Origin of the sequence: Streptomyces sp. NPDC053493 (assembly GCF_044544825.1) — a bacterium.
Lineage (GTDB): Bacteria > Actinomycetota > Actinomycetes > Streptomycetales > Streptomycetaceae > Streptomyces.
In genome coordinates, this window is the sequence record NZ_JBITXS010000003.1 from 312031 (window position 1) to 331925 (window position 19895).

Annotated in this window: 5 protein-coding genes; 4 read left to right on the plus strand and 1 reads right to left on the minus strand. The window is 75.8% G+C overall.

Going from position 1 to position 19895, the window contains the following annotated elements; translation table 11 throughout:
• Positions 1-20: 20 nt before the first annotated feature.
• The 4 genes from ACIGO8_RS11400 (at position 21) to ACIGO8_RS11415 (ending at position 16510) form a co-directional block, all read left to right on the plus strand.
• The gene (locus ACIGO8_RS11400) at positions 21-13871 is read left to right on the plus strand and encodes an amino acid adenylation domain-containing protein (protein WP_399727493.1); all 13851 of its coding nucleotides are present in this window, start codon (positions 21-23) and stop codon (positions 13869-13871) included.
• Positions 13872-13877: 6 nt separating this feature from the next.
• Entirely contained in the window at positions 13878-15188 is a 1311-nt protein-coding gene (locus ACIGO8_RS11405) for an MFS transporter (protein ID WP_399727497.1), read from the plus strand.
• A gap of 115 nt (positions 15189-15303) precedes the next feature.
• Positions 15304-16083, plus strand: coding sequence for a dimethylargininase (ddaH, locus tag ACIGO8_RS11410; RefSeq protein ID WP_399728524.1), 780 nt, complete (start codon positions 15304-15306; stop codon positions 16081-16083).
• A 196-nt stretch (positions 16084-16279) separates the two neighbouring features.
• Positions 16280-16510 carry a hypothetical protein gene (locus tag ACIGO8_RS11415; RefSeq protein WP_399727500.1) on the plus strand — a complete coding sequence of 77 codons (231 nt, stop codon included), beginning with the start codon at positions 16280-16282 and terminating at the stop codon, positions 16508-16510.
• A gap of 74 nt (positions 16511-16584) precedes the next feature.
• Here ACIGO8_RS11415 and ACIGO8_RS11420 read toward each other — a convergent pair whose 3' ends face one another.
• Entirely contained in the window at positions 16585-19881 is a 3297-nt protein-coding gene (locus ACIGO8_RS11420) for an AfsR/SARP family transcriptional regulator (protein ID WP_399727503.1), read from the minus strand.
• Between the last annotated feature and the right edge of the window lie 14 nt (positions 19882-19895).

Here is a 19895-nt window from a genome sequence, read left to right on the forward strand (position 1 = left end):
ACGTGAGCAGAGGAAGCACCGTGATCCCGGTTTCGTACGCACAACAGCGTCTCTGGCTGATCGACCAGATCGAGGGGCCGACCGCGCTCTACAACCTGCCCTTCGCGATCCGCCTGCGCGGCGCGCTCGACACCGCCGCCCTGCGCGCCGCCACGGCGGACGTGGTCGCCCGGCACGAGGCCCTGCGCACGGTGTTCCCGGTGGCCGACGGAGTCCCGGTGCAGCGGATCCTGCCGTCCGCGGAGGCGGAGATCGCCTTCGAGACGGTGGACTGCGCACCGGACGCCTATCCCGCCCTGCGGGACCGGGCCGCCGCTCACGCCTTCGACCTGAGTGCCGAACCGCCCATCAGGGTCACGGTCTTCTCGCTCCACGCCGATGCCGACGCCGACGCCGCCACTGCCACTGACACCGCCACCGATGGCGTCAGCCGTACCGGCCCCGGCACCGGCACCGGCACCGACATCGCCCCGGGTGCCGCCCCGGGCGCCGCCCGCGCCCGCACCGGCACCGACATCGCCCCTGGTGGCGCCCCCGGCGCCGCCGCCGGCGCCCGCGCCGGCGGGCCGTCCCACGAGCACGTGCTGCTCGTCGTGCTCCACCACATCGCCGGCGACGGCTGGTCGCTCGGCCCGCTGCTGCGCGACCTCGCCACCGCCTACGCCGCCCGCCTCGACGGCCAGGCACCCGACTGGGAGCCGCTGCCCGTTCAGTACGCCGACTACGCGCTCTGGCAGCGCGAACTCCTCGGCGACGAGAGCGATCCCGACAGCCTGATGAGCCGTCAGCTCGACTACTGGCGCGGTGTGCTCGCCGGCCTCCCGGAGGAGCTGGAGCTTCCGGTGGACCGGCCCCGGCCGCCCGCGCCGACCGGGACCGCCGACGCCGTGTCGTTCCGCTACGGCCCCGAACTGCACGCCGCGCTGGCCGGCCTGGCCCGCCGGCACCGCGCCACCCTGTTCTCCGTCCTCCAGGCCGGCCTCGCCGCGCTGTTCACCCGGCTCGGCGCCGGCACCGACATCCCGCTCGGCACCGGCGTCGCCGGCCGCTCCGACGAGGCGCTGAACGACCTGGTCGGCTTCTTCGTCAACACCCTCGTGCTGCGCACCGACACCTCCGGCGACCCGACCTTCGCCGAACTCCTCGGCCGCGTCCGGGAGACCCAGCTCGACGCCTTCGCCCACCAGGACGTGCCGTTCGAGCGCCTGGTCGAGGAGGTCAACCCGGCCCGCGCCCTCGGCCGCCACCCGTTGTTCCAGACGCTGCTGGTGCTGCAGAACCACGAGGAGGGCGAACTCGGCCTGCCCGGGCTCGAGTCGGCGCCCGAACCGCTCGGCCTGCGGGTCGCCAAGTTCGACCTCAACATCGGCATCACCGAGCGCCACGGCCCCGACGGCGCGCCCGCCGGCCTCGCCGGATCGGCCGAGTACGCGGCCGACCTCTACGACCGCGCCACCGTCACCACCCTGTTCGAGCGTCTCGGCCTGCTGCTCGCCGCCGCGGCCGCCGACCCCGAGGCGCCCATCGGCACCGTCGACATCCTCGCCGCCGAGGAGCGCGACCGGCTGGGCCGCGAGTGGAACGCCACCGCCGCACCCGTGCCGTACGGCTCGCTGCCCGAGCTGTTCGAGGCCCAGGCCGCCCGCACCCCGGACGCGGTCGCCCTCGCCCACGACGACGGCACCCTCTCCTACGCCGAGCTCGACGCCCGCGCCAACCGCCTCGCGCACCACCTGACCGCCTGCGGCGTCGGCCCCGAGTCCCCGGTCGCCCTGCTGATGGAACGCTCGGTCGACCTGGTCGTCGCCACCCTCGCCGTCCTCAAGGCCGGCGGCGCCTACGTCCCGATGCACGCGAGCCTGCCGCCCGAGCGGATGGCCGCGCTGCTCGCCGACACCGGCGCGCCGGTCCTGCTCACCGACCGCACCGACCCGGGCTTCCCGCACGCCGCCGTCGTCGTCCGCCCCGGCGACGAGGCCGCCGCACCGGCGCACGCCCCCGGCATCCCGGTCCACCCCGACCAGCTCGCCTACGTGATGTTCACCTCCGGCTCCACCGGCACGCCCAAGGGCGTCGCGGTGCGCCACCGCGACGTCGTCGATCTCGCCGCCGACCGCCGCTGGCAGGACGGCCGGCACGAGCGGATCCTGCTGCACTCCCCGCACGCCTTCGACGCCGCCACCTACGAGCTGTGGACACCGCTGCTGGCCGGCGGCACCGTGGTCGTCGCCCCGCCCGGCAGCCTCGACGCCGCCGCCCTGCACGCCACCGCCACCCGGCACGGTGTCACCGCCGTCTTCCTCACCAAGGCGCTCTTCGACCTGGTCGCCGAACAGGCCCCGGACACCTTCCGCGCCCTGCGCACCGTCTGCACCGGCGGCGAGGCCGCCTCCGGCACCCTCATGCGGCGCGTCCTCGACCACTGCCCCGACCTGCTCCTCGCCCACGTCTACGGGCCGACCGAGGCCACCACCTTCGCCACCTACCACCACCTCGGCCCCGACGACCTGGCCGGACCCCGCCCGCCCATCGGCGCCCCGCTCGACAACATGCGCGCCCACGTCCTCGACGCCCGGCTGCGGCCCGTCCCGCCCGGAGTCCCCGGCGAGCTGTACGTGGCCGGGGCCGGCCTGGCCCGCGGCTACTGGCGCCGGCCGGCGCTGACCGCCGAACGCTTCGTCGCCGACCCCTTCACGCCCGGGCAGCGGATGTACCGCACCGGAGACCTGGTACGCCGCCGGGCCGACGGCGCGATCGAGTTCCTCGGCCGGATCGACGGCCAGGTCAAGCTGCGCGGATTCCGCATCGAGCCGGGCGAGATCGAGGCCGTGCTCTCCCGCCACCCCGCCGTCCGCCAGGTCATCGTCGTGCCCCGCGAGGACCGCCCCGGCGACACCCGCCTGGTCGGCTACTGCGCCGTGCCCGACGACGCCGCACAGCACGGCAATCCCGAACTCGCCGGCGAACTCAAGCAGTTCGCCGCCGAAACCCTTCCCGGCTACATGGTCCCGTCCGCCGTGGTCGTGCTGCCCGCCCTGCCGCTGAACGCCAACGGCAAGGTCGACCGCCGCGCGCTGCCCGCCCCCGAACTCGGCGCCGACACGGCCGGCCGCGCCCCGCGCGACGAGCGCGAGAGCGCCCTGTGCGCGCTCTTCGGCGAGATCCTCGGCATCGACGACATCACCATCGACGACGACTTCTTCGAACTCGGCGGCCACTCCCTGCTCGCCACCCGCCTGGTCGGCCGGGCGCGCACCGAACTCGGCGCCGAACTCGCCATCGGCGACCTCTTCCAGGCCCCGACCGTCGCCGCCCTCGCCGCCCGGCTCGCCACCGACCCCGCCCGGCCCGCGCTCCGCCCCGAGACCCGGCCCGAACTGCTGCCGCTCTCCTTCGCCCAGCGCCGGCTGTGGTTCCTCACCCAGGCCGAGGGCCCCGCCGCCACCTACAACGTCACGCTCGCCCTCCGGCTCGGCGGACCGCTGGACGCCGCCGCCCTCGAAGACGCGCTCGGCGACGTCGTCGCCCGCCACGAGTCGCTGCGCACCGTCTTCGGCGAGCGCGACGGCATCCCGTACCAGCGCATCCTGCCCGCCCCCGAGGCCCCGCTGCTCACCCGCACCGACCGACCCGTCCAGGAACTCGTCGGCCACACCTTCGACCTGGCCGTCGACGTCCCGCTGCACGCCTATCTGCGCACGGAGTCGCCCGAGGACCACGTGCTGCTCCTGGTGATGCACCACATCGCCAGCGACGGCTGGTCGCTGCGACCGCTCTTCCGCGACCTCGCCGAGGCCTACACCGCCCGGCTCGGCGGCGAGCGGCCGGCCTGGGAGCCGCTGCCGGTCCAGTACGCCGACTACACCCTGTGGCAGCACCGGCTGCTCGGCGCCGACACCGACCCGCGGTCCCCGCTCTCCCGCCAGCTCGCCCACTGGCGTGACGCGCTCGCCGGCCTCCCGGACGAGCTGCCGCTCCCGCTGGACCGCCCGCGCCCGGCGGTCGCGAGCCACCGCGGCGACGTCGTCCCGCTGGAGCTCGACGCCGCCCTGCACGCCCGCCTCGCCGAGCTGGCCACCGCGCACGGCACCACCCTCTTCATGGTCCTCCAGGCGGCCTACGCCACCCTGCTGCACCGCTTCGGCGCCGGCGACGACCTGCCCATCGGCACCCCGCTCGCCGGCCGCCTGGACCCGGCCCTCGACGAGCTCGTCGGCTTCTTCGCCAGCACCCTGGTGCTGCGCACCGACCTCACCGGCCGGCCCAGCTTCGCCGAACTCCTCGCCCGGGTCCGGGAGACCGACCTGGCCGCGTACGCCCACCAGGACGTGCCGTTCGAGCGCCTGGTCGAAGAGCTCAACCCGGCCCGCACGCTCGCCCGGCACCCGCTCTTCCAGGTGATGATCGCCTTCGACAACACCGCCGGCGGCGGCCCCGAGTTCCCCGGCACCCGTACCGCCTACGAGCCGCTCGGCCTGCCCACCACCGCCTTCGACCTCACCCTCAACCTCTCCGAGCGCCACCACCCGGACGGCACCCCGGCCGGCCTCGAGGGCGGCCTGGAGTTCGCCACCGACCTCTTCGACCGGGCCACCGCCGAACGGCTCGCCGAGGCCCTGCCGCGCCTGCTCGCCCAGGCGGCCGACGACCCGCACCGCCCGGTCGCCGAACTCGACGTGCTCGGCGACGCCGGCCGGGCCGCACTGGACGACTGGCACGACACGGCCCGGCCCGGCGCGGACGTCCTCGTCCCGGCGGCCTTCGCCGCCCAGGTCGCCGCCACTCCCCACGACACCGCCCTGGTCTTCGGCGAGACCCGCCTCACGTACGCCGAGCTCGACGCCCGCGCCAACCGCCTGGCCCACGGCCTGACCGCCCACGGCGTGGGCCCGGAGGACCTGGTCGCGCTCGCCCTGCCGCGCTCCGCCGAATCGCTGGTCGCCGTGCTCGCCGTGCTCAAGGCGGGCGCCGCCTTCCTGCCGCTGGACGCCGAGTACCCCCGAGACCGGATCGCCCACATGCTCGCCGACGCCCGCCCGGCGGCCGTCCTCACCGGGGCCGGCTGGCCGCTGCCCGAGGTCCTCGACGACCTCGCCGACGGCGCCACGGGCACCGTCGTCCTGGACGCCGGCGAGCACACCTGGGCCGACCGGCCCGCCCACGCCCCGGACCTCACCGTCGGCCCGGCGAACGCCGCGTACGTCATCTACACCTCCGGCTCCACCGGCCGGCCCAAGGGCGTGGTGGTCCGCCACGGCGGCCTCGCCAACCTGCTCGCCTTCCACCGCGCCGAGACCGTCGCCGCCGCCCGGCACAAGCGTCCGGGACGCAGGTTCAGGTTCGCCCAGACCGCCTCGCTGTCCTTCGACACGGCCCTGGAGTCGCTGCTCTGGATGGTCGCGGGCCACGAACTCCACCTCCTCGACGACGACCTGCGCCGTGACGCCGCCGCGATCGTCCGCTACGCCGAGCGCACCGGCGCCGACGTCTTCGACGTCACTCCCGGCCACGCCGAACGGCTGGTCGACGAGGGCCTGCTCGACCGCTGCCCGCCCGCCCTCCTCATGGTCGGCGGCGAGGCTCTCGGCCAGAGCCTCTGGACCGCCCTCACCGCCGCGCCCGACACCGCCGTGCTCAACATGTACGGGCCCACCGAGTGCACCGTCGACGCGCTGCACCACCAGCTCACCGGCGACCCCCGCCCGCTCGTCGGCCGCCCGCTGCCCAACCTCCGCGCCCACGTCCTGGACGCCGGTCTGCGTCCCGTCCCGCCCGGCGTCCCCGGCGAGCTGTACCTCAGCGGCGCCGGCCTCGCCCGCGGCTACCTCGGCCGGCCCGCGCTCACGGCCGAGCGCTTCGTGGCCGATCCCTTCGCGGCGGGGGAGCGGATGTACCGCACCGGCGACCTCGTCCGGCGCCGCCCGGACGGCCTGATCGAGTACCTGGGCCGCACCGACCACCAGGTCAAGGTGCGCGGCTTCCGGATCGAACTCGGCGAGATCGAGACCGCCCTGACCACCCACCCCGACGTCGTCCAGGCCGCGGTGCTGCCGTACGCCGACCACGCAGCCGCCGCCGGAGCCGACGGCACGGCCGGAGCCCACAGCACCGACGGCGCGGCCGGCACCCGGCTCGTCGCCTACCTCGTGGCGCACACCGCGCCCGACCCGGCCGCACTGCGCGCCCACGTGGCCGCCGGCCTGCCCGACTACATGGTCCCGGCCGCCTTCGTCACGCTCGACGCGCTGCCGCTGACCGTCAACGGCAAGCTCGACCGGTCCGCGCTGCCCGCGCCCGACTTCGCGGCGGCCATCGGTGGCCGGGCCGCCCGCACGGCGGGCGAGGAGATCCTCTGCGGCCTGTTCGCCGACGTGCTCGGCCTTCCGGGCCCGGTCTCGGCCGACGACGACTTCTTCGCCCTCGGCGGCCACTCCCTGCTCGCCACCCGGCTGCTCAGCCGCGTCCGTACGGTGCTCGGCGCCGAACTCGGCATCCGCGACGTCTTCGAGGCACCGACCGTGGCCGGCCTGGCCCAGCGGCTCGACGGCGCCGCCGCCCGGCCCGCGCTGACGGCCGGCGAGCGCCCCGAGCGCCTGCCGCTGTCCTTCGCCCAGCGGCGCCTGTGGCTGATCGACCGGATGGAGGGCCCCAGCGCCCTCTACAACATGCCGCTCGCCCTGCGCCTGACCGGCCGCCTCGACCCGGCCGCCCTCGAAAGCGCCCTCGGCGACCTCGCCGCTCGGCACGAGATCCTCCGTACCGTCATCGCCGAGCACGACGGCGAGCCCCACCAGACGGTCCTCGCGCCCGCCGACGCCGTCCTGCCCTTCGCACTGCGCGACTGCGCCCCGGAGTCCGTGGAGACCGAGGTCGACCGGGCCGGACGCCGTCCCTTCGACCTGGCCGCCGAACCGCCCGTCCGGGTCACGCTGCTGCGGGTCGGCCCCGAGGAGCACGTGCTCGTCGTCGCGCTGCACCACATCGTCGGCGACGGCTGGTCGATGGGCCCGCTGCTGCGCGACCTGGCCGCCGCCTACGCCGCCCGCTGCGACGGCTCGGCGCCCGACCGGGAGCCGCTGCCGGCGCAGTACGCGGACTACGCGCTCTGGCAGCGCGAGCTGCTCGGCGCCGAGGACGACCCGGACAGCGTGGTCTCCCGCCAGCTCGCCTACTGGCGCGAGGCGCTCGCCGGCCTGCCCGAGGAACTCACGCTTCCCGTCGACCGGCCGCGCGGAGCCCGCGCCGACCACCGCGGCGACCGGGTCGCCCTGCCGATCGACGCCGAACTCCACCGCGCCCTCGTCGCGTTGAGCCGCGAGAACCGCGTCACCCTGTTCATGACCTTCCAGGCCGCGCTCGCCGCGCTGCTGACCCGGCTCGGCGCCGGCACCGACGTGCCGATCGGCTCGGTGGTCGCGGGCCGTTCGGACGAGGCGCTCGACGACCTGGTCGGCTTCTTCGTCAACACGCTGGTGCTGCGCACCGACACCTCCGGCGACCCGACCTTCACCGAACTCCTCGGCCGCGTCCGCGAGACCGGCCTCGGCGCCTACGCCCACCAGGACGTGCCCTTCGAGCGGCTGGTCGAGGAGCTCAACCCGGCCCGCTCACTGGCCCGCCACCCGCTGTTCCAGGTGGCGATGGTCCTCCAGTCCAACTCCGGCGCCGAGCTGGAACTGGCCGGACTGCGGGCCGAGGCCCTCCCGGCCGACACCGGCGTCGCCAAGTTCGACCTCAACGTGACCCTGGAGGAGTTCTTCGGCCCGGACGGGACACCTGCCGGCCTGGACTGCGCGATCGACTACGCCACCGACCTGTTCGACCGGGAGACCGTCGAGTCCGTCGCCGCCCGCTTCGGCCGCCTCCTCGCGGCCATCACCGCCCGTCCCGGCGAGCGCATCGGCCGCGCCGACCTGCTCGCCACGGGCGAGCGTGCCGAGCTCCTCGGCGGCGACCGGCCGCTGCCCGCCGAACCGCCGCTCGTCCCGGCGGCCTTCGCCGCCCAGGCGGCGGCCACGCCGGACCTCACGGCCCTGGTCTTCGAGGAGACCCGGCTGACCTACGCCGAGCTGGACGCCCGCGCCAACCGCCTCGCGCACGGCCTGATCGCCGCCGGCGTCGGCCCGGAGGACGTGGTCGCGCTCGCCCTGCCCCGCTCGGCGGAGACGGTGGTCTCCCAGCTCGCCGTGCTCAAGGCCGGCGCCGCCTTCCTGCCGCTGGACGCCGAGTACCCGCGGGAACGCACCGCTCACATGCTCGCCGACGCCCGCCCGGCGGCCGTCCTCACCGGGGCCGGCTGGCCGCTGCCCGAGATCCTCGACGACCTCACCGCCGGCCCCACCGGCCCCGTCGTCCTGGACGCCGACCAGCGGCACTGGGCCGACCGGCCCGACAGCAGCCCGGCCCTCCGTGTCGGCCCGGCGAACGCCGCGTACGTCATCTACACCTCCGGCTCCACCGGCCTGCCCAAGGGCGTGGTGGTGAACCACGGCTCGATCGCCGGCCTGCTGGCCGCCCACCGGGCGGAGACCTTCGGCGAGCCGGAGCGGGCCCACGGCCGGCTGCGCGCCGCGCTCACCGCCTCGCTCTGCTTCGACGCCTCCTGGAACAGCCTGCTGTGGATGGTCGCCGGCCACGAGCTGCACCTGATCGGCGACGACCTGCGCCGCGATCCCGCCGCCCTGGTCGCCCACATCCGCACGGCCGGCATCGACGCCCTCCAGTTCACACCCACCTACGCCGAACAGCTCATCGCCGAAGGCCTCCTGGACGCGCCCGCGCCGCGGGTCGTGCTGCTCGGCGGCGAGGCGGTCGGCCAGGCCCTGTGGACCCGGCTGCGCGAGGCCCCGGCCACCACCGGCCACAACCTCTACGGGCCGACCGAGTGCACCGTCGACACCCTGCTCCAGGCGTACGCCGACACGGAGCGCCCCACCATGGGCCGCACCGTCCTCGGCACCCGCGCCTACGTCCTGGACGAGCACCTGCAACCCGTCCCGGCCGGCGTCCCGGGCGAGCTCTACCTCGCCGGCGACAGCCTCGCCCGCGGCTACCTCGGCCGCCCGGCGCTCACCGCCGAACGCTTCGTCGCCGACCCGTTCGTCCCGGGACAGCGGATGTACCGCACCGGCGACCTGGTCCGGCGCGCCCGCGACGGCCGGATCGACTACCTCGGCCGCACCGACCACCAGGTCAAGATCCGCGGCTTCCGCATCGAGCCCGGCGAGATCGAGCAGGTGCTCACCCGGCACCCGGCCGTCCGCCAGGCCGTCGTCACCCCGCACGAGAGCACGGACGGCGACCGCCGCCTCGTCGCCCACTGCGCCGTCACCACGCCCGGCCCCGAACTCGCCGTCGAACTGCGCAGATTCGTGGCGGACGCGCTGCCCACCCACATGGTCCCCGCGGCCGTCGTCACCCTCGACGCGCTGCCGCTCACCGGCAGCGGCAAGGTCGACCGGCGCGCCCTGCCCGCACCCGACTTCCAGCTGTTCACCGGCGGCCGGGCGGCCCGCACGGCGAGCGAGGAACTGCTCTGCGGCCTGTTCGGCGAGGTGCTCGGCGTGCCGGGCCCGCAGCCGGTCTCGGTCGACGACGACTTCTTCGCCCTCGGCGGCCACTCGCTGCTCGCCATGAAGCTGGTCAGCCGGGTCCGTACGGTGTTCGCGGCGGAGATCGGCGTCCGGGACGTCTTCGAGGCGCCGACGGTGGCGGGCCTCGCCCAGCGGCTCGACGGCGCCGTGACCGGAGCCCGGCTCGCGCTCACGGCCGGCGAACGCCCGGAATGCCTGCCGCTGTCCTTCGCCCAGCAGCGCCTGTGGCTGATCGACCGGATGGAGGGCCCCAGCGCCCTCTACAACCTGCCGCTCGCCCTGCGTCTGACCGGCCCGCTCGACCCGGACGCGCTCGAAAGCGCCCTCGGCGACCTGGTCGCCCGCCACGAGATCCTGCGCACGCTGATCGGCGAGCAGGACGGCGAGCCGCGGCAGCGGATCCTCCCGGCCGCCGAGGCCCGCGTCACCCTCGACCGCCGTCCGGCCGCGCCCGCGGACCCGGCGGCCGCCCTGGCCGAGTGCGCGGCGATCCCGTTCGACCTCGCCGCCGAACTCCCGGTCCGCGCCCACCTCTTCCCGCTCGCTGCCGACGAGCACCTGCTCGTCCTCGTCCTGCACCACATCGCCGGCGACGGCTGGTCCATGGACCCGCTGCTGCGCGACCTCGCCGCCGCCTACGCCGCCCGCTGCGACGGCTCGGCGCCCGAGTGGCAGCCGCTGCCGGTGCAGTACGCGGACTACGCGCTCTGGCAGCGCGAGCTGCTCGGCGCCGAGGACGACCCGGACAGCGTGGTCTCCCGCCAGCTCGCCTACTGGCGCGAGGCGCTCGCCGGCCTCCCCGAGGAGCTGTCGCTGCCGGTCGACCGGCCGCGACGGGCGGACAGCAGCCACCGCGGCGACCGCGTGGTCCTTCCGCTCGGCGCCGCCCTGCACCGCGCGCTCGTCGACCTGTCCCGCGAGCACCGCGTCACGATGTTCATGACCCTGCAGGCCGGACTCGCCGCCCTGCTGACCCGGCTCGGCGCCGGTACGGACGTGCCGATCGGCTCGGTGGTCGCGGGCCGTTCGGACGAGGCCCTGGACGACCTGGTCGGCTTCTTCGTCAACACGCTGGTGCTGCGCACCGACACCTCCGGCGACCCGACCTTCACCGAACTGCTCCACCGCGTCCGGGAGACCCAGCTCGACGCCCACGCCCACCAGGACGTGCCCTTCGAGCGGCTGGTCGAGGAGCTCAACCCGGCCCGCTCACTGGCCCGCCACCCGCTCTTCCAGGTCATGCTGCTCCTCCAGGGCAGCGGCCAGGGCGGCGCGCAGGCCGGCGGGCAGGGCGACGGGCACGGCGACGGCCAGGGCGACGGGGACGGCGACGGTCAGGGCGGCCGGGCGCCGCTCGACCTGGCCGGTCTCACGGCCACCGTCGAACCGGTCGGCGGACACGTCGCCAAGTTCGACCTCTCCGTCGCCATGGGCGAGTCCTTCGACCCCGACGGCGCGCCCGCCGGCCTCGAGTGCGCGATCGACTTCGCCACCGACCTGTTCGACCGGGAGACCGTCGAGTCCCTCGCCGTCCGCCTCGGCCGCCTCCTGACGGCCGTGGCCGGCCACCCCGACCAGCCGATCGGCCGCGCCGACCTGCTCTCCGACGCCGAACGCTCGGGATCGCTGCACGCCGGCGCCGCGCTGCCGGCCGACGTCCCGCTGCTGCCCGCCGCCTTCGAGGCCCAGGCGGCCCGCACTCCGGACGAGACCGCGCTGGTCGCCGGAGACACCCGGCTCAGCTGGGCCGAGCTCAACGCCCGGGCCAACCGTCTCGCGCACCGCCTCACGGCCGCGGGCGCCGGCCCGGAGTCGGTGGTCGCCCTGGCCCTGCCGCGCTCCGCGCAGACCGTCGTCGCGCTGCTCGCCGTGCTCAAGACGGGAGCCGCCTCGCTCCCGCTGGACGCCGAGTACCCGGCCGACCGCACCGCCGCCATGCTGGCCGACGCCGCGCCCGCGCTGGTGGTGACCGGCGAGGGCTGGCCACGGCCCGAGCTGCTCGCCGGCCTCCCGGTCCTGACGACGGACGCGACGGACCCGACGGACACGACAGGCGTGGCGGACGCGACGGACGGGACAGGCGTGGCGGACGCGACGGACGGGACCGACGCCGCGGGCCTCACCGCCGCCGGCAACCCGCCGCCCCGCGCCGGCGCGGCCGACGCCGCGTACGTGATCTACACCTCCGGCTCCACCGGCCGCCCCAAGGGCGTGGTGGTGACCCACGGTTCGATCGCCGCGCTGCTCGCCTCGCACCGCTCCGCGACCGGCCCGATCGGCGCGGCCGAACGCGCCCACGGCCGCCGACGCGTCGCGCTCACCGCCTCGCTCTGCTTCGACGCCTCCTGGGACGGCCTGCTCTGGCTGATCGCCGGCCACGAGCTGCATCTGATCGGCGACGACGTGCGCCGCGACGCCCGCGCCCTCGTCCGGCACATCAGGAAGGAGTCCGTCGACGTCCTGGAGGTCACGCCCTCCTACGCCGAACAGCTCCTCGACGCCGGCCTCCTGGACTCCCTCGCCTCCTCGGGCACGCCCGGCGTGGTGCTGCTCGGCGGCGAGGCCGTCGGCCAGACCCTCTGGACCCGGCTGCGCGAGGCGCCCACGGCCGTCGCCCACAACCTCTACGGTCCCACCGAGTCCACCGTCGACGCCCTCACCCAGCCCTTCGCCGCCACCACCCGGCCGGCCCTCGGCCGCACCGTCCTCGGCACCCGCGCCTACGTGCTCGACGACCACCTCCGTCCCGTCCCGCCCGGCGTCCCGGGCGAGCTGTACCTGGCGGGCGCCGGCCTCGCCCGCGGCTACCTTCGCCGCCCGTCACTCACCGCCGAACGGTTCGTCGCCGACCCGTTCGTCCCGGGGGAGCGGATGTACCGCACCGGCGACCTGGTCCGGCGCACCCGGGACGGCGAGCTCGACTACCTCGGCCGCACCGACCACCAGGTCAAGATCCGCGGCTTCCGCATCGAGCCCGGCGAGATCGAGCACGTGCTCACCCGCCATCCCCGCGTCCTCGCCGCCACCGTCACCGCCTACGAGGACGGCGCCGCCGGTCCCCGGCTGGTCGCCCACGTGGTGGCCGACGGCCCGCTCGACCAGGCCGAACTGCGCGCCTTCGCGGCCGAGTCGCTGCCCGGCTACATGCTGCCGGCTGCCGTGATCCCGCTCGGCGCCCTGCCGCTGACCGCCAGTGGCAAGGTCGACCGACGCGCCCTGCCCGCACCCGACTTCTCCGCAACGCCCGCCGGCCGCGCTCCCCGGACACCGCAGGAGGAGCTGCTCTGCGGCCTGTTCGCCGAGGTGCTCGGCCTGCCGGACCCGGTCCCGGCCGACGCCGGCTTCTTCGACCTCGGCGGCCACTCGCTCCTCGCGATGAGGCTGCTCGGCCGGATCCGCACCGCGTGCGGCGTGGACCTCGGCATGCGGGCGCTCTTCGAGACGCCCACCGCGGCCGGACTCGCCCGCCGCCTGCACGCCCAGGCCCTGCCCGGCGCGTCGGCCGACGACCTCCACGGCGCCGACAGCGCGCTGGACGTCCTCCTTCCGCTGCGCGCCGAGGGCACCAAGGCCCCGCTCTTCTGCGTCCACCCGGCCGCCGGCATCAGCTGGGTCTACTCCGGCCTGCTGCGCCGGCTCGACCCGGACCGCCCGGTCCACGGCCTCCAGGCGCGCGGACTGCGCGGCGGCTCCCCGGCCTCCGTCACCGAGATCGCCGAGGACTACGTACGCCAGATCCGCGCCGTCCAGCCGGACGGGCCGTACCACCTGCTCGGCTGGTCCTTCGGCGGCGTCGTCGCCCAGGCGATGGCCGTCGCCCTCCAGGCGGCGGGCCAGGAGGTCGCCCTGCTCGCCCTCCTCGACGCCCTTCCCGCCGACCCCGCCCGGCACGCCGCCGACGTGGCCGCCGCGTCCTCGGACGACCCGGTCGACACCCTCGCCGAGCTGCTCGTCTCGCTCGGCCACGACCCGGCCGACGGACGCGGCCAGGCCGAACTCGCCGCGCTCCTCGGGGAGGCCGCCGACGTCCTGCCCGACGTCTTCGAGCTGCACAAGAAGCTGATGGCCGAGCACGTACCGGACCGCTACCGCGGCGACGCCGTCTACTTCGGCGCCACCCTCGACAAGCCCGCCGACTGGCCCTACGCGGCGGCCTGGCGGCCGTACGTCGAAGGCCGCGTCGAGGAACACCGCATCCCCTGCACCCACGGCGCCATGACGCGGCCGGAGCCCGTCGCCCGGATCGCCGCCGTGCTGACCGAGAAGCTGGGAGAGTGACCCGCCATGACCACCGCCTCCGTCAAGCCGCCGTCCCCGGGGCCCTCCTCGCCCCCGGCGCCGGACGCGCCGCGCAGGAGCCGCTGGGGCCTGTGGGCGCAGGGCAACTTCCGCAAGCTCTGGATCGGTGAGACGACCAGCGGCCTCGGCACCGCCGTCGGCAACGTCGCGCTCGCCCTGGTGGCCGTCGTCACCCTGGACGCCTCGCCGTTCATGGTCGGCCTGCTCACCGCCTCCGCCTGGGTGCCCTGGCTCTTCCTCGGCCTGCTGGCCGGCGCCTGGGTGGACCGCTGGCCCCGGCTGAAGGTGATGGTGGTCTGCGACCTCCTGCTCCTGGTGCTGTTCGGCAGCGTGCCGGTGGCCGGCTGGCTCGGCGTGCTGACCATGGCGCAGCTGGTAGTGGTGGCGCTGCTCGCCGGAGCGGTCAAGGTGTTCCTGTCGACCGCGTACAGCGCCGTGCTGCCCTTGCTGGTCGCCAAGCCGGACCTGCTGGAGGCCAACGTCAAGCTGCGCTCCGGTGACGCGGCGGCGGAGATCGCCGGCCCGGGCCTGGCCGGCCTGCTGTCCCAGGCGTTCGGCGCCGTCAGCGGCCTGCTCGCCGACGCGGTCACGTATCTCGTGTCGGCGGTCTGCCTCAGCTCCGTCCAGGTCGAGGAGAAGCCGCCGTCGGCCGCCGAGCGGCGCGGGATCCTGCGCGAGATCGGCGAAGGCGTACGGTTCCTGGTGCGCGACCCGTACCTGCGGACGCTGGCGAGCTTCGCGGCCGTCGGCAACCTCGGCCTCAACGGCATCCAGGCGGTGCAGACCGTCTTCCTCGTCCGGAGCGTGGGCGTGACGCCCGGCGGCGTCGGGGCGGTGTTCGCGGTGGTGTCGGTCGGCGGTCTCGCCGGGGCCACGCTCGCCGGAAGGATCGCCCGCCGCTTCGGAACGGCCCGCGGACTGCTGCTCTGCGAGCTGGTCGGCGCGCCGTTCATCCTCCTGCTGCCGCTGGCGGGGGAGCGGCTGCCGCTGGCGGCGAGCGCGGTGGCCTGGTCGGTCGCCGTCTGCGGAGTCGTCGCCGGAAACGTCATCGCCGGCAGCTTCTACCAGGCGTACTGCCCGCCCGCGATGATCGGCCGGATCCGGGCCAGCGCCTCCACCGTCAACTTCAGCGCCATTCCGCTGGGTGCCCTGCTCGGCGGCTGGCTCGGCGAGGTCCTCGGCGCCCGCACCACCGTCTGGATCATGGCGAGCGTGCTGCTCTCGGCCGGCGCGGTCCTGCTGGCGAGCCCGCTGCGCAGGCTGCGGAGCTTCCCCGAACGGCCCGCCGATTCCTGACCGCGGCCCACGCCGCCCGCCCGTCCTCCTTCCCTCTCGGGCCCCTACCTCGAGCCCGTACCTCTTCCTCCCGGAGCTTCCCGTGTCCCGCACCGCCCGCCCGCGCCGCTTCCTGATGTGCCGTCCGACCCACTTCGAGGTCAGCTACGCGATCAACCCGTGGATGGATCCCGCCAAGCCGGTCGACACCGACCTCGCCGTCGCCCAGTGGGAGCAGCTGTACGAGCTCTACGGCGCACTCGGCCACCGCGTCGACCTGATCGACCCGCTGCCCGGACTGCCCGACATGGTGTACGCGGCGAACGGCGCCACCGTCGTCGACGGCAAGGTGCTCGGCGCCCGGTTCCGAGACGCCGAGCGCGCCGCCGAGGGGCCCGCCTATCTGGAGTGGTTCCGGGCCCACGGCTTCACCACCCACGATCCGGTCCACGTCAACGAGGGCGAGGGCGACCTGCTCCTGGCCGGGCGCCACCTGCTCGCCGGGCGCGGCTTCCGCAGCACGGCCGCCGGCCACGCGGAGGCGCAGGAGTTCCTCGGCCGTCCGGTGATCGGCCTGGACCTCGTCGATCCGCGCTTCTACCACCTCGACACCGCGCTCAGCGTGCTCGACGCCGACCAGGTCATGTACTACCCGGGCGCCTTCTCGGCGGGCAGCCGGGCGGTGCTGCGGCGGCTCTTCCCCGACGCGCTGCTGGTGGAGGAGAGCGACGCGGAGGTGTTCGGGCTCAACGTGATGAGCGACGGCCTGAACGTGGTGCTGCCGGAGGCGGCGACGGGAGTGGCGGCGAGGCTGCGCGAGCGCGGCTTCCGGCCGATCGGTGTGGACCTGTCCGAGCTGTTCAAGGGCGGCGGCAGCGTGAAGTGCTGCACGCTGGAGATCCGCGAGGCCGCCTGAGCCGGGCCGGCGTCCCCCGGTCAACGCCTGGTCCATCTCGTTCAACGCCCCGATCAACGACGGCGATCGACGCACGGTGCTCGTGCGTCGATCGGCTGTTGAACGCGCCTTGCCATGCTCATCCCGTCAGCCCGCAGAACTCCGGAAGTCCCCGGAGAACCCCTTCCCACCAGGGAAGACGACCAAGGGAGCAGTCATGGCGAAGCGTTCGAACACCTCCGGTGCCGCTCGGATCCGGCTGGCCGTCACGGGCCTCGGTCTCGGCGCCCTGATCGCCCTCGGCGCGGCCGGCGTGGCGATGGCCGACGGCACCAGCGGCGCCACCGGCACCGGCCAGTCCGGCACCGTCGGCACCTCGCAGTCCTCCGTGGCGACCCCGACGCCCACCCCGACCGACGACACCGACTGGAACAGCACCGGCTCCTGAGCCGTACCCGGTCGGCGGCGTCGGCCACGTATGCAGAACCGTTTCTCTCTCCTGGTGAGCCCGGTCTTCGATCCTCAGGGATCGACCAGGGCCAACGCCGGCTCCTCCAGCAGCCCGGCCACCTCGGCGGCCTCCGGAAGTCCCAGACGGCAGAAGATCTCGTACGCCTGCCGCAGCCGCCCTCCCGCCTCGGCGCCGCGCCCCAGGTCCGCGAGCGAGCGGCCCAGCACCACCAGCGCGTGCGCCTGGTCCCGCTCCGCCCCCAACTCCTCGCAGAGCGCCAGCGCCTGCCCGGCGTGGTCGAGCGCCTCGTCCGCCCGGCCGAGCGAGCGGAGACTGTCCGCGAGCCGGTAGCGCGCGTGCGCGGCCCGGTCGCGCAGACCGGCCCCCGTCGCCACCGCCAGGCACTCCCGGAACCAGGTCACCGCCTCCTCGTGCCGCCCGAGCCCGTGCAGCGCCAGCCCCAGGACGTACAGCGTGTACGCCCGGCCCGGGTCGTCCTGCCGGGTCCGCAGCTCGGCCAGCACCTCGTGACAGATCTCCACGGCCTCGGCCGCCCGCCCGCTGCGCACCCGGGCCAGCGCCGCGTTCACGGTCGTCACCAGGGCGCCGGAACGGTGCCCCAGCTCGTTGGCGAGCAGCAGCGCCTCGTCGTAGTGGTCCACCGCCTCGTCGTAGCGGCTGAGGAACTGGCAGATCAGGCCGAGGTCGTTGAGCGCCTGACGGAGGATCACCGTGTCGCCCGCGGCCCGCGCCGCCTCCACCGCCCGGCGTGCCGCCGCCTCCGCCGCGTCGAGCCGGGTCGCCGCCAGAGCCACGTTCCCGCGCAGGAAGTGCGCCCGTCCGGCGGCCCGGAGGTCGCCGTGCCGCGCCGCCGCCTCGGCCAGCGCGTCGGCGGTGGCGGCGAGCTGACGGCTCGGCGGGGTGAGGACGAAGGGCGTGAGCGCGATCAGCAGATCGATCGCGGCCCGCAGCGCCGTCTCCTGCGTCGCCGTTCCCTGTCCGCCTCCCGGCAGCGACCCGCCGCCGTCCGCCGTGACCGTTCCCATCCCCGTTCCCGGGGACGTTGCCGTCGGCGCTCCCGCGGCCGCGGCGACCTGGGCCGCCAGCGCCACCGCGCCCGCACGCTCCGCCGCCGTCCACTCCCGGGCCGCGTCCCGGCCGGACAACGGCACACCGGCCGAGCGGGCCGGCCCCAGCGCGCCCGCCGCCGGGTCGCCCGGCACCGCGTGCTGGAAGGCCGTGCAGGCCGTGGCGAGCAGGTGGTCGAGCAGCCGGTCCCGGGCCGCCACCGCCTCCGCGCACTCCTCCGTACCGCCGCCCGACGCGGCGGCGCCCGCCTCCTGGGCCGGACGCCGCCGGGCGAAGGCCCGCAGCAGGTCGTGATAGCGGTAGCGCCCGGGGAACGGCGACTCCACCATCGCCACGTCCACCAGCGCCTCCAGCAGGTCCTCCGCGTCGTACTCGTCGAGGTCGAGCAGCGCCGCGGCGGCCGGCAGCCCGATGTCCGGCCCGTCCACCGAGGCGACCAGCCGGAAGGCCCGCGCCTGGTCGGCGGTCAGCTGGCGATAGCTCAGTTCGAAGGCCGCCGCCACCGCGAGGTCGCCGATGCGCAGCTCGTCGATCCGCCGCCGCTCCACCTGGAGCCGTCGGCTGAGCGTCTCCACGGTCCAGCCGGGGCGGGCCGCGAGCCGGGCGGCCACGATCCGGACCGCCAGCGGCAGATACCCGCAGGCCACCACCAGCTCGAGGGCGGCGTCCCGTTCGGCGGCCAGCCGCTCCTCGCCGATCGTGCGGCCGAGGAGGTCGAGCGCCTCGCAGGGCTGGAAGACGTCCAGGTCGACCTGGACGGTCGCCGGCAGCCCGGCCGGCCGGGTGCGTCCGGTGGTCAGCACCGCGCAGCCGACCGAGCCGGGCAGCAGCGGCCGGATCTGCGTCGCGTCCTTGGCGTTGTCGAGCACGAGCAGCAGCCGCCGCCCGTCGACCACCGACCGGAACAGCGCCGAGCGCGCGTCGAGACCGTCCGGCACCGCGTCGCCGGACACCCCGAGCGCCACCAGGAACCCGCTGAGGACCGCCTCCGGGTCGGCCGGCACCGGGTCGGAGCCGCGCAGGTCCACGTACAGCTGGCCGTCCGGGTACGTCTCCCGTACGCGGTGCGCAACGTGCAGCGCGAGCGCCGTCTTGCCGACGCCGCCCATGCCCACCACGGTGGCGATCACCAGCGCCTGCGCCGAGGGCGCGCCGAGCGCCTCGTGCAGCACCCGGACCGGCGCCGTCCGCCCGGTGAAGTCGGCGGCGTCCGGCGGCAGCTGGGCCGGTCTCGGCGGCGCCGCGGCCTCCCGCCCGTCCCGCTCCGGTCTCCCCGGTCTTCGGCCCGCCCCGGACGCCCGGTCGCCGTCGCCGTCCTCGGCATCGTCGCCATCGGTGCCGCCGCGGGCCGCCTCCGCCTCCCGCGCCGACTCCTCGGAGGCCTCCGGCCGGCCTCCCCGGCGCGCCGTCGCACCGGTCCCGGCCCCGGTCCCCGCCGCCGCTCCGCTCGCCGGCCCGGTCGTCGGCCCGGCGGTGGCCCCGGCCACCGGACCCGGCTCCGCCGGAGCGGCCAGCGCCGGATCGCCCTCCAGGATCCGCCGGTGCAGCTGCTCCAGCTCGGCGCCCGGCGCCACGCCCAGCTCCGCGAGGAACAACTGCCGCACCCCGCGGTACGCCGCCAGCGCGTCCGCCTGCCGCCCCGCCTGGTACAGCGCCCGCATCAGCAGCCCGTACGCCCGCTCGTGCAGCGGGTGTTCGGTGGTGAGCGCGGTCAGCTCGGGAATGCAGCGCGAGTAGCGGCCGAGCGTCAGGTCGAGCCCGATCCGCTCCTCCAGGAGCGTCAGCCGCAACTCCTCCAGCCGCTGCCGGTGCCGCTCCGCGAACGGGCCGGGAATGCCGGCCAGCGGCTCGCCCTGCCACAGCTCCAACGCCTGGTTGAGCAGGTCGCGGGCGCGCAGCGGATCGGTCCGCGCGGTGCGCTCCGCCTCGGCGGCCAGCGCCTCCGCCTGTGCCGCGTCCACCGCGAGCTTCGGCAGCACCAGCCGGTAGCCGTCTCCCATCGACACCAGCACACTCGTCGCCGGCCGGTCGCCCGCGGCGGCCGAGCCCCGCGCGCCGTCCGCGCCTTCCGTGCCACCCGCGTCCAGCACCTTGCGCCATCGCCACGCGTAGGTCCGCACCGTGGTCATCGCCGCGCTCGGCGGCTCCTCGCCCCACAACGCGGCGATCAGGTCCGTGGCGCTCGCCGAGTACCCCGGCCGCAGCAGGAGGACGGCCAGCATCGCCTGCTGCTGCGGACTGCCCATCTTGAGCGCGGTCGCGCCGCGGTGAGCCCGCATCAGTCCGAGTAACG